Below are 23,598 nucleotides of genomic sequence, written 5' to 3' on the forward strand. Positions count from 1 at the left end.
TTCGGTTTCCACTATGAGTGCTCTTTCAAAGGGATGGTTCGCGGCCGTTCCAGCCAGGCACCTTCGCCATCCGGAACGATTTCTACCACATCGACTTGCACGCCGCTGATGGCGACGATGCGCCCATCGTTGCGACCCAGATAGTCGCCAACTTTCAACCGATGCACACCCCCCGCCCCGCGCAACAACGCAAAGGAGCCAGCGGCATTGGAGATCGTACCGACCATTTCAAACTGCTCGATGTTGAAACCTTCGAGGTACTGCCTGGCCCGATTGGGGTCGGGCTTGACGTTGCGCGAGCCTGCCTTCTGACCGGCGAGGTCAACCCGCACCTGACGGGAAAACGGGCTTCGCAGATTGGCAGCACTGTAGGTGAACGTCGGGTTTGACCGGAATATTGGGGTGGGTTCGATCTTGCCCGGGGGGCGCAGACGCACCTCATTCATATAGGCGTCGAGGTCGTTGAAGTGGTTGTCGCCGTCACAACCGGCGAGGATCAACAGCATGACGGACAGCGTAAAGACTCGCATCGGGCTCATTTTTGCAGCCCCTTGTCGTTGTAGCGATAGGTCTTGGCGAGAATACTCATGCGCAGTTTCGAGCCACCTTCGGGGTCGGCAGCAGCGATTTCGAAGTCATGCAGCGTGACGATCCGCGGCAACCCGGCGACGCCACTGACGAACGTGGCAAGGTCGTGGTAGGCGCCTGTGACGGTGATCTGGATGGGCAATTCGATGTAGAACTGCTGAGTGACTTCCGGCAGCAATTTGATCTCTTCGAAATCCAGGCCACTGCCCAAGCCAGTGCGAGTGATGTCTTCAAGCAAACCGGGCACTTCGGTATCGCTGGGCAATTGCCGCAACAGCACACCAAATGAGTTCTCCATTTCTTTCATCTGCTGGACGTACAGCTCCAGATTCGCCGCCATGTGCGCTTTGTTGGCGAATTGCTCTTTGAGGGTCGACTCTTCATCCCGCTTGAGTTCCAGCTGGGTTTCAAGATCGCTGATGGAGAAGTTGTAGCCCAGCGCCAGCACCAGACCGGCCAGCACAATACCCGCCAGCGCCTTGATGGCGGGCGGCCAGGAGCCCATGTTGTTGGTGTCCAGATCGTTGATGTCGACCTTGCGCAGCCCTTCGAACCATTGGGCCAGGCTCATTGAACAGCCTCCACGTCAGCAGGCTGGGTCTGACGGACGGTCAATTGAAAGACGTTTGCCTGGTCCAGTTGCCCGGCGGTGGTCGCCTTGACCTCGGTGAGCGTAGGCGCATCGAACCAGTCTGATGCGTCGAGATTGCGCATCAGGTCAGAGACACGATTGTTCGATTCTGCGGCGCCTGTAACAGACAGGGTTTTGTCGTCCATTTTCACCTCGGTGAAATACACGCCGTCCGGCAAGGTGCGCGCCAGCTGATCGAAAATACGTCCGCTGATCGGCCGATTACCCTGCAGGCCCTGGATGATGCGCATGCGTTCGACCAGTTGCTGGCGACGAGCCTTCAGTTCGCTGATCTGCTTGATACGTTCGTCGACCACGGTGATTTGCTTGCCAATGTAATCGTTTCGGGCAATCTGCCGATCGATGGCGTCGCTGATGGCCCTGTCCGCGATCAGTACCGTCCCGACCGCACCCACCAATACACCGGCGAGTGCCAGTAGAAAGCGTTTACGGCGCTCTTCGCGCAGTTCATCGCGCCAGGGTAAAAGGTTGATCCGCGCCATCAGTCGAAACTCCTCAGCGCCAGTCCGCAGGCGATCATCAGTGCCGGAGCATCGCTGGCCAGGGCACCTGCGTTGACTTTGCTGCCAAGTGTCATATCGGCAAATGGATTGGCCACTTGAGTCGGCGTGCCCAGGCGCTGTTCGATCAACCGGTCCAGACCGGGGACGGACGCAGTGCCGCCTGCCAGCAAAATGTGATCGACCGCGTTGTACTGCCCGGATGCAAAAAAGAACTGCAACGAGCGCGACACTTGCTGCACCACCGCGTCGCGGAACGGTTGCAACACTTCGCTGACGTAATCGTCAGGCAAGCCTCCCTGCTTCTTCGCTGCGCTTGCTTGCTCGACGGTCAGCCCGTAGCGCCGCTGAATTTCTTCCGTCAGCTGGCGCCCCCCGAACAATTGTTCGCGGGTGTAGATGATTCGACCATTGTGCAGCACGCTGAGGGTGGTCATGGTCGCGCCGATATCCACCACGGCGACGGTCAGAAGCGTCTGGGCGGCACCCAGATGACCCGCAAACAAACCGAAGGAACGTTCCAGCGCATAAGCCTCGACATCCACCACGCGAGCCGTCAGCCCGGCGAGCGCAAGCGCAGCTTCGCGGACTTCAACGTTTTCCTTGCGGCAGGCCGCCAGCAGCACGTTGACCCGTTCAGGGTTGCGCGCCGACGGGCCCTGAACTTCAAAGTCGATGGCCACTTCGTCCAGCGGGTAAGGGATGTACTGATCCGCTTCGATCTTCAGCTGGTTTTCCATCTCGTCATCGGAAAGACCCGCATCCATTTCGATGGTCTTGGTGATGACGGCAGAACCGGCGACCGCCACGGCGACATTTTTGAGATTGGTTTTGGCCTTGAGCAACACGCGAGACAGTGCCTGGCCCACACCTTCGAGCTCGGCGATGTTCTTCTCCACCACGGCACTGGCGGGCAGCGGCTCTACGGCATAGGCCTCGACCCGGTAGCGATCACCGTGGCGACTCAACTCCAGAAGCTTCACCGACGTGGAACTGATGTCGATCCCCAGAAGCGTATTGGCCTTTTTATTGAAGAGTCCCAGCACTACCAATTCCCTATGACTTTCCGTTAGTTACGAACTCTGGACGCCCATTGCGTTCAATCCACCCGTCTTGACAGCAGCGCAAATGACGCTCGCGTCGGAAAAACTGCTTATAATGCCCAGCGATTTTTTCCGCTTATTTTTTCAAGCGCGGGCCGTTCACCTTTTTACCTGAACTCCTGCTGCCACATTCATTTTTTGCCCTGGATATCTCAAAGCCTTGATCCGTCTGCTGAAGTTTTTCGGTTGGTCCATCGTCGCCGTATTCTGCGGACTGCTCCTAGGTCTCAGCGGCGCGTTTCTTTACCTTAGCCCTGGATTGCCGTCAGTGGAGACACTGAGAAGCATCCAGTTGCAGATTCCATTGCGCGTCTACAGCAGCGACGACAAGTTGATCGCAGAATTTGGCGAAATGCGCCGGACTCCGATCCGTTTCGCCGACATTCCCCCCAACTTCATAAATGCGTTACTAAGTGCTGAAGACGACAACTTTGCCAATCACTATGGCGTCGATCCAGGCAGTTTGATGCGTGCGGCGACACAATTGGTAAAAAGCGGACACATTCAGTCGGGCGGTAGCACCATCACCATGCAGGTAGCGAAGAATTTCTTCCTGACCAGCGAGCGCAGCTTCTCGCGCAAGACCACTGAAATCCTCCTGGCGTTGCAGATAGAACGGCAGCTGACCAAGGACGAAATCCTTGAGTTGTACGTCAACAAGATCTATCTCGGCAACCGCGCTTACGGCATCGAAGCGGCAGCGCAGGTGTATTACGGCAAGTCGATTCGTGATGTCAGCCTGGCGCAGATGGCGATGATCGCCGGCCTGCCCAAGGCGCCTTCGCGCTTCAACCCGCTGGCTAATCCGGCACGTAGCAAGGAGCGTCGCGACTGGATTCTGGGGCGCATGTACAAGCTTGGCAAGATCACCGAAGCCGATTACACCACTGCCATCAATGAGCCACTGAACGCCAGCTATCATGTGCCGACACCGGAAGTGAACGCGCCGTACATCGCTGAAATGGCCCGTGCCGAGATGGTGGGGCGCTATGGCAGCGATGCCTACACGGAGGGGTTCCGCGTCACGACCACCGTGCCGAGCAACCTTCAGGAAATGGCCAATACCGCACTCCACGAAGGGCTGATGACCTACGATCAGCGCCACGGTTATCGCGGCCCGGAATCACGCTTGCCCGGCAAGACCCGTGAAGCCTGGGCGGCCGAGCTGACCAAGCAACGCACGATCAGCAGCCTTGAGCCGGCCATCGTGTTGCAGGTAGAGAAGAATGGTCTGCAAGTGTTGACCCGCACCGGCGAGGTGCACGTCAGCTGGGACACCATGAAATGGGCGCGCCCGTTCCTCAACACCAACAGCATGGGCGCCAACCCGAAGCAGCCTGCGGATGTCGCGCAGGTCGGCGACCTGGTTCGCGTACAGCGTCAGCCAGACAATTCGCTCAAGTTCAGCCAGATCCCGCAGGCGCAAGGGGCGCTGGTTTCGCTTGATCCGCAGAACGGTGCCATCCGTTCGCTGGTGGGTGGTTTCGCCTTCGAGCAGAGCAACTACAACCGTGCATTGCAAGCCAAGCGTCAGCCGGGCTCGAGCTTCAAGCCGTTCGTTTACAGCGCCGCGCTGGACAATGGCTACACCGCCGCCAGCCTGGTAAACGATGCGCCGATCGTGTTCGTCGACGAATACCTCGACAAAGTCTGGCGTCCGAAGAACGACACCAATACTTTCCTTGGCCCGATCCGTCTGCGTGAAGGGCTGTACAAGTCGCGCAACCTGGTGTCGATCCGTCTGCTGCAGGCGCTTGGCGTCGATCGCACCATCGACTACATCAGCAAGTTCGGCTTCAACAAACAGGACTTGCCGCGCAACCTGTCGCTGGCGCTGGGTACCGCAACCCTGACACCGATGGAAATCGCTACAGGCTGGAGCACCTTTGCCAACGGCGGTTATAAAATCACCCCGTACATCATCGACAAGATCGAAAGCCGCAATGGCGACACCTTGTTCGTGGCCAATCCGCCAAGCGTGCCAAAAGGCGAAGCTGCACCGGACGGGATGGCCGCGCCGGCAGCCGAGGCCTTTACCGTCAACGCGACCACGGACGCCACAGTGGCGCAGCCGGCGACAACAACGCCTGCCGTCGCCGAGCGCATTGTCGATGGCCGCACCACGTACATCCTCAACAGCATGCTTGAGGACGTGATCAAGCTCGGCACGGGCCGCCGCGCGCTGGCGCTGGGTCGCAGCGACATTGCGGGCAAGACCGGTACGACCAACGAGTCCAAGGACGCCTGGTTCTCCGGCTACAACGCCGACTACGTAACAACGGTGTGGACCGGCTTCGATCAGCCTGAAAGCCTGGGTCGCCGTGAGTTCGGCGGCACCGTGGCACTGCCGATCTGGATGAACTACATGGCTGCAGCCCTCAAGGACAAGCCGCCGCACACGCAAGCTGAACCGGAAGGCCTACTGAGCCTGCGGGTCGATCCGGTCAGTGGCCGCGCGGCGACGCCTGGCACACCTGGGGCGTACTTCGAGCTGTTCAAGGCTGAAGACACCCCACCGTCGGCCAGTGAACTGGGTAACGGCAGTGCACCGGGCAGCCCACTGCCGGCAGATGAAGCGGCGCCGATCGATTTGTTCTGATTGGGTAGCACAATGCAAAAGCCCCGTCTTCGGAAGAAGCGCGGGGCTTTTTTTTGCCGCAAAGATCCAAAGATCGCAGCCTTCGGCAGCTCCTACAGGAGTACACATCTACTGTAGGAGCTGCCGAAGGCTGCGATCTTTTGACTTGCGCGCCATAAAAAAACCCGGTCAATGGCCGGGTTTTTTCAGTGCTAAACCTTAGCCGTTGAACACATCATCCACGCTTTTCAGCGGGTAGTTCTTCGGATACGGCAGGGTCGCCACACCGGTCTCGATTGCCGCTTTGGCCACCGCATCGGAGATCAGGGTGATCAGACGAGCATCCATTGGCTTGGGAATGATGTACTCCCGGCCGAATTCCAGCTTGATGCCGCCGTAGGCGTCGCAGACTTCCTGAGGGACTGGCAGTTTGGCCAGCTCACGCAGGGCGTTGGCCGCTGCCACTTTCATTTCTTCGTTGATGCGCTTGGCGCGAACGTCCAGAGCACCGCGGAAGATGAAGGGGAAGCCCAGAACGTTGTTGACCTGGTTCGGGTAGTCCGAACGGCCGGTCGCCATGATCACGTCGCTGCGGGTGGCGTGAGCCAGCTCCGGGGAGATTTCCGGATCCGGGTTCGAGCAAGCGAACACGATCGGGTTGACGGCCATGGACTTCAGGCCTTCAGGGCTGAGCAGGTTCGGCCCGGACAGGCCGACGAATACGTCAGCACCGGCGAGCGCATCAGCCAGGGTGCGCTTCTCGGTCGCGTGAGCGAAAACCGCCTTGTACTGGTTCAGGTCGTCACGGCCGGAGTGGATCACGCCGGTACGGTCAACCATGTAAATGTTTTCAATGTTGGCGCCCATGCTCACCAGCAATTTCATGCAGGAGATGGCAGCCGCACCTGCGCCCAGGCAAATGATCTTGGCCTCGGCGAGGGTTTTGCCTGCGATTTCCAGGGCGTTGATCATGCCGGCCGCAGTGACGATCGCGGTGCCGTGCTGGTCATCGTGGAATACCGGAATGTCGCACTGCTCGATCAGAGCGCGCTCGATCTCAAAGCATTCAGGTGCCTTGATGTCTTCCAGATTGATGCCACCGAAGGTGATGGAAATACGCTTGACGGTGTCGATGAAGGCTTGCGGACTTTCGGAGTCGACTTCGATGTCGAAAACGTCGATGCCGGCGAAGCGCTTGAACAGCACGCCTTTACCTTCCATGACCGGCTTGGAGGCCAATGGACCGAGGTTACCCAGACCCAGAATCGCGGTGCCATCGGAAATGACTGCAACCAGGTTGCCCTTGCCGGTGTATTTGTAGGCCAGCTCAGGATCGCGGGCGATTTCGCGTACTGGTTCGGCTACGCCGGGGCTGTAAGCCAGCGACAGGTCGCGGGCGGTAGCGGTGGCCTTGGTGAGCTCGACACTCAGCTTACCTGGACGAGGATGGGCGTGATATTCGAGAGCGGCAGTTTTCAAATCAGACATGTGGGCATTCCGCTTTTACTGTTGGACAGACTGGTCAGCGAGGATACGCGCCTCGCAAAGTCCCCACAAGACTGGTCAGTCACCCCTGTCAAGCGCCCACCCTTAAGACTTTAGGTCAAGAGCCGCGGAACACAAGGGCTAGACTGTCCACAATCAAAGCTGAAAATGTCTACAATTTTTATTTCGGATCGCCAACAAGCATTGCCGGATCAGTCAATGGCAATAACCAGCGTGCTTGCCCAGGTTTCAATCCGCCACGTCGCGACCGATCGACTACCCAGCCCCGCGCCTCGATTTGCTTGCCTTTGAGTCGCTCAAGCGCAGCGACGTCAAATTGCCGCAGTAAATTGGGGGCAACGCGCAAGACAACCGAGTCTTGCAACTCGATCCAGATGCCGCCGCGATTGCGCTGAACCTTGCTCACCCGGCCGCTAATCACGGCGAAGCCTGACGCGCTGATCTGCCCGGATTTCACCACAGGCGACTGCCGCCAGACCCCGAGCCCGGCCTGACGCGCGTTGCGCTCCGCCGCTTGCTGACACGCGACCAGATCGACATTCGGTGCCACAGCGACCTGGAAACCCAAGCCTTCGGCGAGCATCTGCGCTTCAAGATTGCGGCCATCGGCACCGTAGAGATGCGCCAGGGTTCGACCGTAATGGTCTTTGCGCTCTTTACCCGCGAGCAGACCGAGGCGCCCATCGCTGGTCGCCACCAGGCCTTCCAGACGTTTGCGCGCAGCGACCGCGAACGGTTCGTCGGAACGGCCCTTCTTGCCCAGCTCCGGCGTATTCAAACCGATCATGCGCACGCTGCGACCGTCACTCAGGCGCACCGTGTCACCGTCCACTACTCGCTGCACCGTGACAGACGCCAGGCCGGTCGGGATCGGGCAAAAGGCCTGGGCGGTGGAAAGCCAAATCGCAGACACAAAAAAGGCGCCCGCGAGGGACGCCTTTTTTAACAGCATGGAAAAGCCCACCGGGCCTTTCAACCTTACTCTGCAGCAGCAGGAGCTTTGGCTTTGCCGAAAGCACCGAAACGGTCTGCGAAGCGCTGTACACGGCCGCCAGTATCCAGAGTTTTCTGCTTACCGGTGTAGAACGGGTGGCACTCGTTGCATACGTCAGTACCCAGTGGCTTGCACAGGTTCGAACGAGTTTCGAACTTGTTACCGCAGCTGCAGGTTACTTCGATGGTTTCGTACGCTGGATGGATATCGGCTTTCATGGTGTATTCCTCAGGCTAGCGTGCCGCCACTCAACACTATTGTTGAATACCGCACGTAATTAGGCCGCGGATTCTACCAGACAATGCTGATCGCGCAAGCTGTCGCTTCTACCGACCGTCTGCTAGGCTCCCGACCCAAAGCACCGCCCCCTGTAGGAGTGAGCCTGCTCGCGATAGCGATCTGTCATTCAATGTTTAAGTCGTCTGAAACACCGCTATCGCGAGCAGGCTCACTCCTACAAGATTATTTGCCTGATCCTTTTTACCGCCTGCTGATCGAGATCCCCCCGCGTGCCCGACGCCATTCTGCGCCTAGCCTTGCCCTCGCCCTTGCGCCGCCTGTTCGATTACCGCGCGCCGGCCGGGGTTCTGCGCGAGCAGTTGCACCCCGGCATGCGCTTGCGGGTGCCGTTTGGCCGGCGGGAGATGATCGGGATTCTGGTGGAAGTCACCGACACCAGCGAAGTCCCGGCGGAAAAGCTCAAACCCGCACTGGCGCTGCTCGACGCCACCCCGCCGCTGCCGCCCGCGCTGTTCAAGCTTTGTCTGTGGACATCGCAGTATTACCAGCACAGCCTGGGCGATACGTTGAGCTGGGCGCTGCCGGTGTTGCTGCGTCAGGGCGAACTGGCCGAACCCCGCCAGGAACGCTTCTGGTCTGCGGCCCCCGGGGCAAACCTCGATGACCCGCGTATCGCCCGCGCGCCGCGCCAGCGTGAAGCGTTGGCCACGCTGGCACAGCACCCCCACGGCGTCGCCCATCAGTTGCTGAGCAAATTGATGCTGAGCAAAGACAGCCTCGATCTGTTGCTGGCCAAAGGGCTGGTACACGTGGAAATCCGTAAGCATGCCCCTGGCGCCCGTCATGAACACTGGCTGGCGCAACCGGAATTGCCGCTCAATCCCGAGCAGCGTGCCGCTTATGAAGCGATTCGCGCCGGGTTCGACAGTTATCACGCGTTTCTGCTGGCCGGAGTGACGGGCAGCGGCAAGACTGAAGTCTATCTGCAGCTGATTCGCGAAACCCTTGAAGCCGGCAAACAGGCCTTGGTACTGATCCCGGAGATCAACCTTGGCCCGCAGACCCTGGCGCGTTTCGAACAGCGCTTCAACGCACGCATTGCGCTGATCCACTCGGCGGTCAACGACCGTGAACGCCTGGATGCCTGGCTCGCCGCCCGCGACGGCGACGCCGACATCATTATCGGCACCCGCTCCGCGCTGTTCACGCCGATGAAAAATCCCGGCCTGATCATTATCGATGAGGAGCACGACGGCTCCTATAAACAGCAGGAAGGCCTGCGCTACCACGCCCGTGATCTGGCACTGGTGCGCGCCCGGCAGGAAAACATCCCGATCGTGCTCGGCTCCGCCACGCCTTCGCTGGAAAGCCTGCACAACGCCTACACCGGCCGTTACGGGCTGCTGCGTCTGAACGAGCGCGCCGGTGGCGCCAAGCAACCGCGCTTTTTGCGTCTGGATGTGAAAAGCCGTCCGCTCGACAGCGGCATTTCCGGGCCGATGCAACAGGCCATCGGGCAAACGCTTGCTGCCGGCCAGCAGGTCCTGGTGTTCCTCAACCGCCGCGGTTTTGCCCCGACGTTGTTGTGCCACGATTGCGGCTGGATGTCCGAGTGCCAGCGCTGCGATGCGCGCATGACCGTGCACCAGCGCTCCGCTGAATTGCGTTGCCACCATTGCGGCTACGTCGAGCGCGTGCCTCGCCACTGCCCAAAGTGCAACAAGGTGGATCTGCGCCCGGTTGGCGCCGGGACGGAGCGCGCCGAAGAACGATTGGCCATCCTGTTCCCGGATTTTCCGGTGTTGCGGGTCGATCGCGACAGCACCTCGCGCAAGGACGCCATGAATCAATTGTTCGCGACCATCCAGAAAGGCCATCCGTGCATTCTGGTCGGCACGCAGATGCTTGCCAAAGGGCACCACTTTCCACGCGTGACACTGGTGTCGATTCTCGACGCCGACGGCGGATTGTTCTCCGGCGACTTCCGCGCCAGTGAGCGCATGGCGCAACTGATTGTGCAGGTCGCCGGGCGTGCGGGCCGGGCAGAAGAGCCGGGCCGGGTGATTATTCAGACGCATCTGGCCGACCATCCGTTGCTGGTGCAATTGACCGAACAAGGGTATTTCGCTTTCGCCGAGCAAGCGCTGAGCGAACGCCGCTCGGCCGGCCTGCCGCCGTTTGCGCACCTGGCACTGCTGAGGGCAGAGGCGCACAAGCCCGGGCAAGCTGAAAGTTTCCTCGATGAAGCGTGCAGCGAGGCAGAGCGTTTGTTGGTCGAGCAGAATCTGACCGGGATCGAATTGCTCGGCCCGGTACCGGCGCCGATGGAGCGTCGGGCCGGGCGATATCGCGCACAGCTGTTACTGCAAGCCTCCGCTCGCGCACCCTTGCATCGGCTGCTGGCCAGTTGGCTGCTGGCGCTGGAGCAAATGCCAAGCGGGCGTGCGGTGCGTTGGTCGCTGGATGTTGATCCGGTCGATTTGTATTGAGCTGAAGATTGCCTTCGCGAGCAGGCTCGCTCCCACAGAGGATCAGCGGTGACGCCAACTGTGTGTCATGCACAGAACCCTGTGGGAGCGAGCCTGCTCGCGAAAGCGGACTTTTTGTCACCACATATCCACAACCTGCCCGCTATAGTTGGCAAGCCCGCGTTCGCAACGGATAATGCCCAGTTTTTCCACCAGCGCACTGAAGCGCCGCCGCGCTTGCGGTCGAAAGAGAAGACCATGAAAGACACCATTCGCCAGCTGATCCAACAAGCCATCACCCAACTCGTCAACGAAGGTGTGTTGCCTGAAGGCCTGTCGCCGGCGATCCAGGTGGAAAACTCCCGCGACAAGAAAAACGGCGACTTCGCCAGCAACATCGCGATGATGTTGGCGAAACCCGCCGGCATGAAGCCGCGCGACCTGGCCGAGAAAATCATTGCCGCGCTGCCGGCCGACGAGAACGTCACCAAGGCTGAAATCGCAGGTCCCGGCTTCCTCAATTTCTTTCAGAACACCCAGGCGTTGGCCTCCCGCCTCGACGCCGCGCTGGCCGACGAACACATCGGCGTACGCAAGGCCGGTCCGGCTCAACGCACCGTGGTCGATCTGTCGGCACCCAACCTGGCCAAAGAGATGCACGTCGGCCATTTGCGCTCGACCATCATTGGCGACGGTGTTGCCCGCGTTCTCGAGTTCCTCGGTGACGACGTGATTCGGCAGAACCATGTCGGCGACTGGGGCACCCAGTTCGGCATGTTGATGGCTTATCTACAGGAAAACCCGATCACCAGCGATGAGCTGTCGGACCTGGAAAACTTTTACCGCGCCGCCAAGCAGCGCTTTGACGAATCCGCAGAATTTGCCGACCGCGCCCGTGGCCTGGTGGTCAAGCTGCAGGCGGGCGACGCCGAGTGCCTGGCTTTGTGGACGAAATTCAAAGACATCTCGCTGTCGCACTGCCAGAAAATCTACGAATTGCTAAACGTCAAACTGACCATGGCCGACGTGATGGGCGAAAGCGCCTACAACGACGACTTGATCAACGTGGTCAACGATCTCAAAGCCGCGGGCCTGCTGGTCGAGAGCAACGGCGCGCAGTGCGTGTTCCTCGACGAATTCAAGAATGCCGATGGCGATCCGCTGCCGGTGATCATCGTCAAGGCCGACGGCGGCTATCTGTATGCCACCACTGACCTTGCCGCCGTGCGCTATCGCAGCGGCAAGCTGAAGGCCGATCGCGCGCTGTACTTCGTTGACCAACGCCAGGCATTGCACTTCCAGCAAGTGTTCGCCGTGGCGCACAAGGCCGGGTTCGTGACGCACCCGATGCAAATGGAACACATGGGCTTCGGCACCATGAACGGCGCCGACGGCCGTCCGTTCAAGACGCGCGACGGCGGCACCGTGAAGCTGATTGATCTGCTGACCGAAGCCCAGGACCGCGCCTACACCCTGGTGAAAGAGAAGAACCCCGAGCTGGCCGAAGCCGAACTGCGCAATATCGCGAAGGTCGTCGGTATCGGCGCAGTGAAATACGCAGACCTGTCCAAGCACCGCACCAGCGACTACAGCTTCAACTTCGACCTGATGCTGAATTTCGAAGGCAACACCGCGCCGTACCTGCTGTATGCGTACACTCGTGTTGCCGGTGTATTCCGCAAACTCGGCAAGGACTTCAGCGAAGTCGAAGGGCAGATCGTTCTCGAAGCGGCGCATGAACATGAGCTGGCAACCAAACTGGCGCAGTTCGGGGAAGTGCTGAACAACGTTTCCGACAAAGGCACACCGCACATTCTGTGCACCTACCTGTACGATGTCGCTGGCCTGTTCTCCAGCTTCTACGAGAACTGCCCGATCCTCAGCGCTGAAACCCCGGCGCAAATGCAAAGTCGTCTGCGCCTCGCCGCGCTGACCGGCCGCACCCTCAAGCAAGGCCTGGAACTCTTGGGTCTGGAAACACTGGAGCGTATGTAAGTTGGCTGCCAAGAAAAAACCTGCACCCAAGCGTGGCGCCAGCCGTTACCAAGCTCCTGCAAAGCAACCGATCCCGGGTTGGCTGTGGATGGCGATCGGCCTGACGGTCGGTGCGTTCCTCGTGTTCCTGATGAAGCTGGAGCCGGGCAAGGGCAGCGAAAGCGTCAAGCGCGAGAAAATCGAGCAGCAGAAAGCGAGCAAGATCGCCGAGGCCAACAAGACGCCGCCGAGCCCGACGCAACCGGTGAAACCCAAGTACGACTTCTACACCTTGCTGCCGGAATCGGAAGTGATTGTGCCGGCGGATGCCGTGCCAGAGAAAACCCCGCCGACACCGGCCGTACCGACCACACCGGTGACGCCTGCGGAAGCGGCGAAAATCGACACCGCCCGTGCCCAGGCAGCCCTGGCCGGTATCACGCCGCCACCGGCCCCGCCTGTAGCGAAAGCGGCACCGGTGACCAAGTTTTTCCTGCAGGCCGGTTCGTTCCGCAAAGAGGCGGATGCCGACAAGGTTCGCGCACAGATCATTCTGTTGGGCCAGGCAGTGGCGGTTGAGTCCGGAACGGTCAAGGACGAGACGTGGTATCGGGTGCTGGTCGGACCATTCAGCAACCGTGAGCAGTTGACCACGGCGCAGAAACAGCTGGCCGGCGCGGGCTTCAGCAATCTTTTGCTACAACAACGCCAGAACCGCTGATTGTTATTGCTGGCGACCCAAATCTGAGGTGAGCCACAACCCTGTGGTGAGGGGATTTATCCCCGTTCGGCTGCGAAGCAGTCGTAAAACCGTTGTTCGCGGTGTATCCGATACGCCGCGATCGCAGCCTCCAGGGCCGCTTCGCGACCCAACGGGGATAAATCCCCTCGCCTCAGTCATCATTCGCCGCTCGTCTCTCTGCGCTCTCGCCGGTTGAAATCCTTTCCACCACCCCCATATGAGTTGGCATAAGGCATTTTCGCCCCGCTGCGTGGAGACTCTCCCTTGACCACCATCGTTTCAGTTCGCCGCCACGGCAAAGTCGTCATGGGCGGCGACGGCCAGGTTTCTCTCGGCAATACCGTGATGAAAGGCAACGCGAAGAAAGTTCGTCGCCTGTACCACGGGCAAGTCATCGCCGGGTTTGCCGGGGCCACCGCTGACGCCTTCACCCTTTTTGAACGTTTTGAAGGCCAGCTCGAAAAACATCAGGGTCACCTCGTGCGCGCCGCCGTCGAACTCGCCAAAGAATGGCGCACCGACCGCTCCCTCAGCCGCCTCGAAGCCATGCTCGCCGTCGCCAACAAAGATGCGTCGCTGATCATCACCGGCAACGGCGACGTCGTGGAACCTGAAGAAGGCCTGATAGCCATGGGTTCCGGCGGCGGCTACGCTCAAGCGGCTGCCAGCGCGCTGCTCAAGCGTACCGATCTGTCGGCCCGGGACATTGTCGAAACCGCGCTCGGCATCGCCGGCGACATCTGCGTATTCACCAACCATACCTTTACCATTGAGGAGCAGGACCTCGCAGAAGAAGCCTGATTCGGCGTTAACGCCACGGCTCACTTTTGCTTGAGGACCGCAAATATTATGTCCATGACTCCCCGTGAAATCGTCCATGAACTCAATCGCCATATCATCGGCCAGGACGATGCCAAGCGCGCCGTCGCCATCGCGCTGCGTAACCGCTGGCGCCGGATGCAACTGCCGGAAGAACTGCGCGTAGAAGTTACGCCGAAGAACATTCTGATGATCGGCCCGACCGGTGTCGGTAAAACCGAAATTGCCCGTCGATTGGCGAAGCTGGCCAACGCGCCGTTCATCAAAGTCGAAGCAACCAAATTCACCGAAGTCGGCTACGTCGGTCGCGACGTCGAATCGATCATTCGCGATCTGGCTGACGCGGCGATCAAACTGTTTCGCGAGCAGGAAATCACCAAGGTTCGCCATCGCGCGGAAGATGCCGCTGAAGAGCGCATCCTCGATGCGTTGCTGCCGCCTGCACGCATGGGCTTCAACAACGAAGACGCCGGGTCTTCAGCCGATTCCAACACTCGCCAACTGTTCCGCAAGCGTCTGCGCGAAGGGCAGCTGGATGACAAGGAAATCGAAATCGAAGTCGCCGAAATGGCCGGCGTCGATATCTCCGCGCCGCCTGGTATGGAAGAAATGACCAACCAGTTGCAGAGCCTGTTCGCCAACATGGGCAAGGGCAAACGCAAGAGCCGCAAACTCAAGGTCAAGGAAGCGCTGAAGCTGGTACGCGAGGAAGAAGCCGGGCGCCTGGTCAACGAAGAAGAGTTGAAGGCCCGAGCGCTGGAAGCGGTCGAACAGCACGGCATCGTGTTCATCGACGAAATCGACAAAGTGGCCAAGCGCGGCAATGTCGGCGGCGCCGATGTGTCCCGTGAAGGCGTGCAGCGCGACTTGCTGCCGCTGATCGAGGGCTGCACGGTCAACACCAAACTGGGCATGGTCAAGACCGACCACATCCTGTTCATCGCCTCCGGTGCTTTCCACTTGAGCAAGCCGAGCGACCTGGTGCCCGAACTGCAAGGTCGCCTGCCGATTCGTGTCGAACTCAAGGCGCTGACCCCGGGCGACTTCGAACGCATTCTCAGCGAGCCACACGCGTCGCTCACCGAGCAATATTGTGCGCTGCTGAAAACCGAAGGCCTGACCATCGAATTCAAGCCGGACGGCATCAAGCGCATTGCCGAGATCGCCTGGCAGGTCAACGAAAAGACCGAGAACATCGGTGCCCGTCGCCTGCATACCTTGCTCGAGCGTCTGCTGGAAGAGGTGTCTTTCAGTGCAGGTGATCTGGCCAGCGCGCATGACGAGAAAGCGATCATGATCGACGCGGAGTACGTCAACAGCCACCTGGGTGAATTGGCCCAGAACGAAGACCTGTCGCGTTATATCCTGTAGGACACATTTTGTGTGAGCGGCTTTTGTGGCGAGGGAGCTTGCTCCCGCTGGGTCGCGAAGCGATCCCGAAATCGGCGAATGCGGATAATCGAAAAAACCTCATTCGCCGGCTTTACGACTGCTGCGCAGCCGAGCGGGACGGTGCGACGATTCGACAAGCTCCCTCGCCACAGGATCACCCGCCACCCTCTCGACGGATGACCGGCTCATGCCCACCCAACTGCCCACCGACATCAAGCTGCACAAAGCTTCGAAAACCCTCTCGCTGAAATACGCGTCCGGCGAGGAACATCACCTGCCCGCCGAATTTCTGCGCGTGCATTCTCCCTCCGCCGAGGTCCAGGGCCACGGCAAACCCATCCTGCAATTTGGCAAGATCGGCGTCGGTCTGACCAAGGTCGAACCGGCCGGTCAGTACGCGCTGAAACTGACTTTCGACGACGGTCACGACAGTGGCCTGTTCACTTGGGAATACCTCTACCAGTTGGGCGTGCGTCAGGATGATCTGTGGAACGATTATCTTGCTGAACTGAAAGCCGCCGGAAAGACCCGCGATCCGAACGAGTCGATCGTCAAGCTGATGCTCTAACTCGAGCTTCTTGCCCATTAGGGCGCATTTTCTAACTCCATTTGCTTGAATGCCTGACCGCGAGGGCAGTCATCAGCCTGCTTGCGAAAAAAAACAAACTCGGGTAACCAATGGAGCTGGCAAGTTCCCTGCAGTGCTCTCTGAACTGAAAAGCAGCGGCAGAATCAACGGTCACCCCGAGCAGTAGTACCTGGCATTGGCTGTGTGACTACATGGCTGGATCCGGTACTCGTCTCAGGACAATGGAGCGTCGTAGATGAGTAAACAGAATAACGATGACTTGAAGTATCAGGCCTCGGAAAACACTCTCGGGCTGAATCCTGTCGTTGGGCTACGTGGAAAGGATCTACTGGCGTCTGCTCGGATGGTGCTCAGGCAAGCCATCAAACAACCGATTCACAGTGCCAGGCATGTTGCACATTTTGGCCTGGAACTGAAGAACGTGCTGTTCGGTAAATCCGAACTGCAACCCGCCAGCGATGATCGACGCTTTGCCGATCCGGCCTGGAGCCAGAACCCGCTCTACAAACGTTATCTGCAAACGTATCTGGCGTGGCGCAAGGAGCTTCACGAATGGGTCGACGACAGTAACCTGCCGCCCAAGGATGTCGCGCGCGGGCACTTCGTGATCAACCTCATGACTGAAGCCATGGCCCCGACTAATAGCGCGGCGAACCCGGCAGCGCTCAAACGCTTTTTTGAAACCGGTGGCAAGAGCCTGCTCGACGGCCTCTCGCACCTTGCCAAAGACCTGGTGCACAACGGCGGCATGCCCAGCCAGGTCAACATGGGCGCCTTCGAAGTCGGCAAGAGTCTCGGTGTGACCGAGGGCGCAGTGGTATTTCGCAACGACGTGCTGGAGCTGATCCAGTATCGCCCGATCACCGAGCAAGTGCATGAGCGGCCCTTGCTGGTGGTGCCGCCGCAAATCAACAAATTTTACGTATTCGATCTGAGCCCGGACAAGAGCCTGGCGCGCTTCTGCCTGCGCAACAACGTGCAGACGTTCATCGTCAGCTGGCGCAACCCGACCAAGGAGCAGCGCGAGTGGGGGCTCTCGACCTACATCGAAGCGCTCAAGGAAGCGGTCGACGTGGTCACCGCGATCACCGGCAGCAAAGACGTGAACATGCTCGGCGCGTGCTCTGGCGGCATCACCTGCACCGCCCTCCTTGGCCATTACGCGGCGATCGGCGAGAACAAAGTCAACGCCCTCACGCTGCTGGTCAGTGTGCTCGACACCACGCTGGACAGCGACGTTGCGCTGTTCGTCGACGAGCAGACCCTGGAGGCGGCCAAGCGCCATTCCTATCAGGCCGGGGTACTGGAAGGGCGCGACATGGCGAAAGTGTTTGCCTGGATGCGTCCCAACGACCTGATCTGGAATTACTGGGTTAACAACTACCTGCTCGGCAATGAGCCGCCGGTGTTCGACATCCTGTTCTGGAACAACGACACCACCCGGTTGCCCGCCGCGTTCCATGGCGACCTGATCGAGATGTTCAAAAACAATCCACTGATCCGTCCCAATGCACTTGAAGTGTGCGGCACGGCAATCGACCTGAAGCAGGTCACGGCGGACATCTTCTCTCTGGCCGGCACCAACGACCACATCACGCCGTGGAAATCCTGCTACAAGTCCGCGCAATTGTTTGGCGGCAACGTCGAGTTCGTGCTGTCCAGCAGCGGACATATCCAAAGCATTCTGAACCCGCCGGGCAACCCGAAGTCACGGTATATGACCAGCAGCGAAATGCCGGTCAAGGCCGAGGACTGGCAGGAAAACTCCACCAAGCACACTGACTCCTGGTGGCTGCACTGGCAGGTATGGCAAGCGGAACGTTCGGGCAACCTGAAGAAGGCGCCGACGAAACTGGGCAACAAGACTTACACGGTCGGCGAAGCTGCGCCGGGCACTTATGTACATGAGCGGTAACTGACACCCCGCGCCCCCTGTAGGAGCTGCCGCAGGCTGCGATCTTTTGATCTTGATTCAAACTTAATTCAAAAGATCGCAGCCTGCGGCAGCTCCTACAAGGGATTTGGGGCTGAATTCACCCACAGGGCCTGAAGCATGCCGCAACCGTTCATTTTTCGTACCGTCGACCTGGATGGCCAGACCCTCCGCACGGCGGTGCGCCCCGGCAAGCCTCATTTGACGCCCTTGCTGATTTTCAACGGCATCGGCGCCAACCTGGAGCTGGTGTTTCCATTTGTCGCAGCGCTGGACCCGGACCTCGAAGTCATTGCCTTCGACGTTCCCGGGGTTGGCGGCTCGTCGACGCCGAATCGACCGTATCGTTTTCCGGGCCTGGCCAAACTCACGGCGCGGATGCTCGACTACCTCGACTACGGCCAGGTCAACGTGATCGGCGTGTCGTGGGGTGGCGCCCTCGCCCAGCAGTTTGCCTACGACTATCCCGAGCGCTGTAAAAAACTGGTGCTCGCGGCCACGGCGGCGGGCGCGGTGATGGTGCCGGGCAAGCCGAAAGTCTTGTGGATGATGGCCAGCCCTCGCCGCTACATCCAGCCGTCCCACGTCATTCGCATTGCGCCGATGATCTACGGCGGCGCGTTCCGTCGCGATCCAACCCTTGCCGCGCGGCACGCGGCGAAAGTGCGCTCGGCGGGCAAGCTCGGCTATTACTGGCAACTGTTCGCCGGCCTTGGCTGGACCAGCATTCACTGGCTGCACAAGATCAATCAGCCGACGCTGGTGCTCGCCGGCGACGACGATCCGCTGATCCCGCTGATCAACATGCGCGTGCTGGCCTGGCGCATTCCCAACGCTGAGCTACACATCATTGATGACGGCCACCTGTTCCTGATCACCCGGGCCGAAGCGGTTGCTCCGATCATCATGCGATTCCTTCAGGAAGAACGGCAGCGCGCCGTCATGCATCCACACCCGGCACCACTGGGCAGTTAATCAACCCGTCATCGGTTCGGCAGGAAGCCGCACCGCGCAACAACCCGTTACAGCGTCTATGGTGTTCTGGTTCGGTGTGTTTGTTTTTGGCCTGAAGACGAAGGAGTGTTGAGTCATGCGCGACAGACCCGCAAGGGAGTCTCTAACGACGCCCGCCACGTATATCAATGCTCAGACTGCGATCACCGGTGTGCGTGGCCAGGATATGTTGTCGACGCTGCGCAGCGTCGCCGCCCATGGTTTGCGCAACCCGCTGCACACCGCTCGTCACGCCTTGAAACTCGGCGGTCAATTGGGTCGCGTCCTGCTCGGTGAAACCCTGCACCCGACCAATCCGCAGGACAGCCGCTTTGCCGACCCGGCGTGGAGCCTTAATCCGTTCTATCGTCGTAGCCTGCAGGCCTACCTGGCTTGGCAAAAGCAGGTAAAAAACTGGATCGACGAAAGCGACATGCCCCCGGATGACCGAGCTCGCGCGCATTTTGCTTTCTCCTTGCTCAACGACGCCATGGCACCGTCCAACACCTTGCTCAATCCGTTGGCGGTGAAAGAGATCTTCAACTCCGGCGGCAACAGCCTGGTGCGCGGCGTCAGCCACCTACTGGACGATTTCCTGCACAACGACGGCCTGCCCCGGCAGGTCAGCAAGCAAGCCTTCGAAGTCGGCAGAACGGTGGCGACCACGCCGGGCTCCGTGGTGTTTCGCAATGAAATGCTCGAGCTGATTCAGTACAAGCCGATGAGCGAAAAGCAGTATTCCAAACCGTTATTGATCGTGCCGCCGCAAATCAACAAGTACTACATTTTTGATTTGAGCCCGCACAACAGCTTCATTCAGTACGCCCTGAAAAACGGCCTGCAAACCTTCGTGATCAGCTGGCGCAACCCGGACATTCGTCATCGCGAGTGGGGTCTGTCGACTTACGTAGCCGCCGCCGAAGAAGCGATGAATGTGTGCCGGGCGATCACCGGCGCCCGCGAGGTTAACCTGATGGGTGCCTGCGCCGGAGGTCTGACCATCGCCGCACTGCAGGGACATTTGCAAGCCAAGCGGCAGCAACGACGGGTGTCCAGCGCAACGTACCTGGTGAGCCTGCTCGATAGCCAGATGGACACGCCTGCAAGCCTGTTCGCCGATGAGCAAACGCTGGAGGCGGCCAAACGTCGCTCGTATCAGAAGGGCGTGCTCGACGGTCGGGACATGGCCAAGGTGTTCGCCTGGATGCGCCCCAACGATTTGATCTGGAGTTATTTCGTCAATAACTACTTGCTGGGCAAGGAGCCACCAGCGTTCGACATCCTCTACTGGAACAACGACAACACGCGCTTGCCCGCCGCCCTGCATGGCGACCTGCTGGACTTCTTCAAGCACAACCCGCTGAGCCATCCGGGCGGTCTCGAAGTGTGCGGTACGTCAATCGACTTGCAGAAAGTCACGGTGGACAGTTTCAGCGTCGCCGGCATGAACGATCACATCACGCCTTGGGATGCGGTGTATCGCTCCACCTTGCTGCTCGGTGGTGAGCGGCGCTTCGTGCTGTCCAACAGCGGCCACGTGCAGAGCATCCTCAACCCGCCGTCTAACCCGAAAGCCACATATATCGAAGGCGCGAAACTCAGCAGCGACCCACGCGCCTGGTATTTCGACGCCAAGCCTGTCGAGGGCAGTTGGTGGCCGCAATGGCTGAGCTGGGTTCAAGAACGTTCGGGTGCGCAAAAGCCCACGCACATGGCGCTTGGCAATCAGAACTATCCACCGATGGAGGCTGCACCCGGTACTTACGTGCGGGTCCGCTGACGTGCAACAAACCATTAAGAAGACTGGATGAAAACACGCGACCGGATTCTCGAATGTGCTTTGCAATTGTTCAATCACAAGGGCGAACCGAACGTCTCCACTATGGAAGTTGCCAACGAAATGGGGATCAGCCCGGGCAACCTTTACTATCACTTTCACGGCAAAGAGCCGTTGATTCTCGGGCTGTTCGAACGCTTTCAGACGGAACTGGCGCCACTGCTGGATCCACCCCCGGATGTTGAACTGGCCCCGGAAGATTACTGGCTGTTTTTGCATCTGATCGTGGAACGGCTGGCTCAGTACCGGTTCCTGTTTCAGGACCTGTCGAACCTGGCGGGCCGTTTGCCGAAACTGGCGAAAGGGATTCGCAATCTGCTCAATGCGCTGAAACGTACGCTGGCGTCATTGCTGGCACGGTTGCAGGCTCGGGGGCAACTGGTCAGCGACACTCAGGCGTTGGGGCAACTGGTGGAGCAGATCACCTTGACGCTGCTGTTCTCGCTGGATTATCAGCGGATTCTGGGGCGTCAAGGCGAAGTGAGGCTGGTGGTGTACCAGATCATGATGCTAGTGGCGCCGCATCTGTTGCCAGCGGTGAAGGCGGCGACTGAGCAATTGGCCTTGCAGTATCTGGAAGAGCACGACTGACGAGCCCATCCCTACGCCCTGTAGGAGCTGTCGAGTGTAACGAGGCTGCGATCTTTTGACCGTGAAAATCAAAAGATCGCAGCCTTCGGCAGCTCGTACATGGATGGCGTGGTTCAAAAAAAACGCCCGACCTCTTCAGGCCGGGCGTTTTTTTGCCCTGAAAAATCAGGACTGACTGGTTGGCGTCGACGGAGTCGATGTCGAGTTTGCAGTCGGGCTTGCAGCTGTGGTCGGCGCAGCAGCCGAGTTGGTGGTGCTGGCCGAAGCGGCGGAGGCAGCCGCCGCCGGTTTTGCTGCTGCAGCTTTTGGTGCTGTGGGTTTTTTCACCGCTGGCTTTTTCGCTGTAGCAGGTTTTGCTGCCGGTTTGCTCGCCGGTTTCGCCGCTGCAGTTTTCGCAGCAGGCTTGGCGGCTGCAGGCTTGGCAGCTGCTTTCGTCGCTGGCTTGGGTGCTGCTTTTGCTGCGACCGATTTGGCGGCAGACTTGGCTGCCGGTTTCGCCGTAGCGGTTTTGGCGGCAACAGTCTTGGTCGCGGTTTTCGCTGCAGAGGCTGCCTTCGCGGCAGTCTTGGCAACCGGTTTGGCGACAGCCTTGGCCAATGGCTTGGCAGTTGCTTTGGTTGCAGGTTTGGCTGCAGCGGTCTTCGAGGCCACAGGCGCGACCTTGGCACCGGTGAGTTTCTCGATCTGCCGGGTCAGGGTATCAACCTTGCTGTGCAGGGCTTTGACTTCATTGCGGCTCGGAACGCCCAGGCGCGAAATGGCGCTGTTCAGACGCTTGTCGAACGCGCCTTCGAGCTCATCCCACTTGCCCATTGCGCGATCTTTCACGCCGCTCATGCGCGACTTGGCCGACGTTGCAGAATCTTTAGCGGAATCAACTTTATCGCCGACTGCGTTCTTGGCCAGTTTCTCGGCCTTCTCGCCGTCCTTAACCAATGTATCGAAGAGCTTGCTGCCGTCAGTGTCGATCTTCGAGTACACGCCTAAACCAGCCAGCCAGATTTTGCGGGAATAGTCTTCGACTTTCCCAATCCACGAGCTGCCTTCTTTATCTGCGTTCTTTTTACCAGCCATCCCGTTCTCCTTAAGATTTACGCGCGACGCGTTCGAGCAATGCCGTCAGTTCATCGAGCTTAGCAGAGAGTGTCTCCACGTCATGTTTAGACGGAATGCCGATACGATTCAAGGCAGTTGCAACACGCGAGTCAAATGCCTTCTCGACCTTGTCGAGTTGAACTTCGACCTTGCCCTTGAAAGTACTCACTTCACTCTTCGCGTCATCGATCTCGGCGTTAGCGGCTTCAAGTTTTTCAGCCACTACTTTTTTGCCTTCCTTTTCAACAGTTTGACCAGCCTTGATCAACTCCTGGAAGTACTCGCTGCCCTCTTGGCCGACCTTGGTGTAAGCGCCCAGGCCTGCCAGCCAGATCTTGCGGGCATAGGATTTGACGTCGCTTCGAGCAGTGGTCGATGCGTCGATTTTTTTCTTCAAAATAACTTTGGCCATGGTGCACCTCACGCGCAGAAGGATTGAGGAACTGCCCGTGAAAGTGTCGGGCTCAGGCACAAAGTAGGGGGAATAATTAGAAACGGCACCCTAACAACTGACGTGAACGGTGGGTGCACCGCAAAACAAATGTAGGAGTGAGCCTGCTCGCGATAGCGGTGTGTCAGTCAACATTGATGTCGGCTAATACACCGATATCGCGAGCAGGCTCACTCCTACAGAGGGGAGCGCATTTTAATTGGAGATCAGACCAACGCTTTATCCAGGGCCTTCTCGATCTCGGACTTGATCGTGCCGCTCATGGCCGACATCAATAGGCCGAGTTCAACATCTACCCTGATCAAATCCTCACTGACGTGCACTGCCCCTTTGACGCCGGAGCGCTTGAGATTAAGAGTGTCACCGGACCATTGCGGCTCCAGGCCGTATTGCTCGGAGAGTTTCTGCGCCAACTTGTCGGCCTTCTCGCGGGCCGCTTCCTTGCCCAGGTCGTGAGTACGTTCAACACTGATACGGGCCATTGCATGACTCCTGCTAAATAAATACTTCCTGAGCATCTTGACCGCCACTGCGGCAAAACGTCCGGATGGTT

General features: G+C 59.2%; 21 protein-coding genes. 11 read left to right on the forward strand and 10 right to left on the reverse strand.

Features of this window, described 5'->3' with window-relative positions:
• Positions 1-11: 11 nt before the first annotated feature.
• The 4 genes from ACYZTS_RS05580 to ACYZTS_RS05595 are packed head-to-tail and all read right to left on the reverse strand — an operon-like array spanning position 12 to position 2,786.
• Entirely contained in the window at positions 12-539 is a 528-nt protein-coding gene (locus ACYZTS_RS05580; RefSeq protein ID WP_028621746.1) for a pilus assembly protein PilP, read from the reverse strand.
• Positions 536-1,159, reverse strand: coding sequence for a type 4a pilus biogenesis protein PilO (pilO, locus tag ACYZTS_RS05585; protein ID WP_028621747.1), 624 nt, complete (start codon positions 1,157-1,159; stop codon positions 536-538). Before pilO ends, ACYZTS_RS05580 begins: the two co-directional genes overlap by 4 nt.
• Positions 1,156-1,722: a PilN domain-containing protein gene (locus tag ACYZTS_RS05590; RefSeq protein ID WP_461994621.1), complete on the reverse strand. Its 567-nt coding sequence runs from the start codon at positions 1,720-1,722 to the stop codon at positions 1,156-1,158. Before ACYZTS_RS05590 ends, pilO begins: the two co-directional genes overlap by 4 nt.
• Positions 1,722-2,786, reverse strand: a complete 1,065-nt coding sequence (locus ACYZTS_RS05595) for a pilus assembly protein PilM (protein WP_028621749.1) — start codon at positions 2,784-2,786, stop codon at positions 1,722-1,724. The genes ACYZTS_RS05590 and ACYZTS_RS05595 overlap by 1 nt, the downstream gene beginning before the upstream one ends.
• Positions 2,787-3,006: 220 nt before the next feature.
• Between ACYZTS_RS05595 and ACYZTS_RS05600 the strand changes: the two genes are divergently transcribed.
• Entirely contained in the window at positions 3,007-5,442 is a 2,436-nt protein-coding gene (locus ACYZTS_RS05600; protein WP_461996351.1) for a penicillin-binding protein 1A, read from the forward strand.
• Between the two features lie 198 nt (positions 5,443-5,640).
• Here the strand turns inward: ACYZTS_RS05600 and ACYZTS_RS05605 are convergent, their stop codons facing one another.
• The 3 genes from ACYZTS_RS05605 to rpmE form a co-directional block, all read right to left on the reverse strand.
• The gene (locus ACYZTS_RS05605) at positions 5,641-6,909 is read right to left on the reverse strand and encodes a malic enzyme-like NAD(P)-binding protein (protein ID WP_461994623.1); all 1,269 of its coding nucleotides are present in this window, start codon (positions 6,907-6,909) and stop codon (positions 5,641-5,643) included.
• 178 nt (positions 6,910-7,087) lie between these two features.
• The gene (locus ACYZTS_RS05610) at positions 7,088-7,879 is read right to left on the reverse strand and encodes a thermonuclease family protein (RefSeq protein WP_028621752.1); all 792 of its coding nucleotides are present in this window, start codon (positions 7,877-7,879) and stop codon (positions 7,088-7,090) included.
• Between the two features lie 26 nt (positions 7,880-7,905).
• Positions 7,906-8,139, reverse strand: a complete 234-nt coding sequence (gene rpmE, locus ACYZTS_RS05615) for a 50S ribosomal protein L31 (protein ID WP_028621753.1) — start codon at positions 8,137-8,139, stop codon at positions 7,906-7,908.
• A gap of 291 nt (positions 8,140-8,430) precedes the next feature.
• On the opposite strand from rpmE, the gene ACYZTS_RS05620 reads away from it, so the two are divergent.
• The 10 genes from ACYZTS_RS05620 to ACYZTS_RS05665 all read left to right on the forward strand — a co-directional run bounded on the left by ACYZTS_RS05620 (position 8,431) and on the right by ACYZTS_RS05665 (position 21,499).
• The gene (locus ACYZTS_RS05620; protein WP_461994626.1) at positions 8,431-10,650 is read left to right on the forward strand and encodes a primosomal protein N'; all 2,220 of its coding nucleotides are present in this window, start codon (positions 8,431-8,433) and stop codon (positions 10,648-10,650) included.
• A 237-nt stretch (positions 10,651-10,887) separates the two neighbouring features.
• Entirely contained in the window at positions 10,888-12,624 is a 1,737-nt protein-coding gene (gene argS, locus ACYZTS_RS05625) for an arginine--tRNA ligase (protein WP_028621755.1), read from the forward strand.
• Position 12,625: 1 nt separating this feature from the next.
• Complete coding sequence (locus tag ACYZTS_RS05630; protein ID WP_028621756.1) at positions 12,626-13,324, forward strand: SPOR domain-containing protein; 699 nt, start codon at positions 12,626-12,628, stop codon at positions 13,322-13,324.
• 285 nt (positions 13,325-13,609) lie between these two features.
• The gene (hslV, locus tag ACYZTS_RS05635) at positions 13,610-14,146 is read left to right on the forward strand and encodes an ATP-dependent protease subunit HslV (protein ID WP_461994629.1); all 537 of its coding nucleotides are present in this window, start codon (positions 13,610-13,612) and stop codon (positions 14,144-14,146) included.
• A 48-nt stretch (positions 14,147-14,194) separates the two neighbouring features.
• Entirely contained in the window at positions 14,195-15,535 is a 1,341-nt protein-coding gene (hslU, locus tag ACYZTS_RS05640; RefSeq protein WP_028621758.1) for an ATP-dependent protease ATPase subunit HslU, read from the forward strand.
• A 208-nt stretch (positions 15,536-15,743) separates the two neighbouring features.
• The gene (locus tag ACYZTS_RS05645) at positions 15,744-16,124 is read left to right on the forward strand and encodes a gamma-butyrobetaine hydroxylase family protein (protein WP_461994631.1); all 381 of its coding nucleotides are present in this window, start codon (positions 15,744-15,746) and stop codon (positions 16,122-16,124) included.
• 256 nt (positions 16,125-16,380) lie between these two features.
• Positions 16,381-18,060: a class II poly(R)-hydroxyalkanoic acid synthase gene (gene phaC, locus ACYZTS_RS05650; protein ID WP_461994632.1), complete on the forward strand. Its 1,680-nt coding sequence runs from the start codon at positions 16,381-16,383 to the stop codon at positions 18,058-18,060.
• Positions 18,061-18,198: 138 nt separating this feature from the next.
• Positions 18,199-19,053: a poly(3-hydroxyalkanoate) depolymerase gene (gene phaZ, locus ACYZTS_RS05655; RefSeq protein ID WP_028621761.1), complete on the forward strand. Its 855-nt coding sequence runs from the start codon at positions 18,199-18,201 to the stop codon at positions 19,051-19,053.
• Positions 19,054-19,168: 115 nt separating this feature from the next.
• The gene (phaC, locus tag ACYZTS_RS05660; RefSeq protein WP_461994634.1) at positions 19,169-20,851 is read left to right on the forward strand and encodes a class II poly(R)-hydroxyalkanoic acid synthase; all 1,683 of its coding nucleotides are present in this window, start codon (positions 19,169-19,171) and stop codon (positions 20,849-20,851) included.
• A gap of 27 nt (positions 20,852-20,878) precedes the next feature.
• The gene (locus tag ACYZTS_RS05665; RefSeq protein WP_461994636.1) at positions 20,879-21,499 is read left to right on the forward strand and encodes a TetR/AcrR family transcriptional regulator; all 621 of its coding nucleotides are present in this window, start codon (positions 20,879-20,881) and stop codon (positions 21,497-21,499) included.
• Positions 21,500-21,664: 165 nt separating this feature from the next.
• On the opposite strand, the gene ACYZTS_RS05670 is transcribed toward ACYZTS_RS05665, so the two are convergent.
• The 3 genes from ACYZTS_RS05670 to ACYZTS_RS05680 all read right to left on the reverse strand — a co-directional run bounded on the left by ACYZTS_RS05670 (position 21,665) and on the right by ACYZTS_RS05680 (position 23,527).
• Entirely contained in the window at positions 21,665-22,573 is a 909-nt protein-coding gene (locus ACYZTS_RS05670) for a phasin family protein (RefSeq protein WP_461994638.1), read from the reverse strand.
• A 10-nt stretch (positions 22,574-22,583) separates the two neighbouring features.
• Positions 22,584-23,006, reverse strand: coding sequence for a phasin family protein (locus tag ACYZTS_RS05675; protein ID WP_028621765.1), 423 nt, complete (start codon positions 23,004-23,006; stop codon positions 22,584-22,586).
• Between the two features lie 245 nt (positions 23,007-23,251).
• Positions 23,252-23,527, reverse strand: coding sequence for a polyhydroxyalkanoic acid system family protein (locus tag ACYZTS_RS05680; RefSeq protein WP_461994640.1), 276 nt, complete (start codon positions 23,525-23,527; stop codon positions 23,252-23,254).
• Positions 23,528-23,598: the final 71 nt, after the last annotated feature.

This window comes from Pseudomonas sp. TMB3-21 (genome assembly GCF_054898145.1).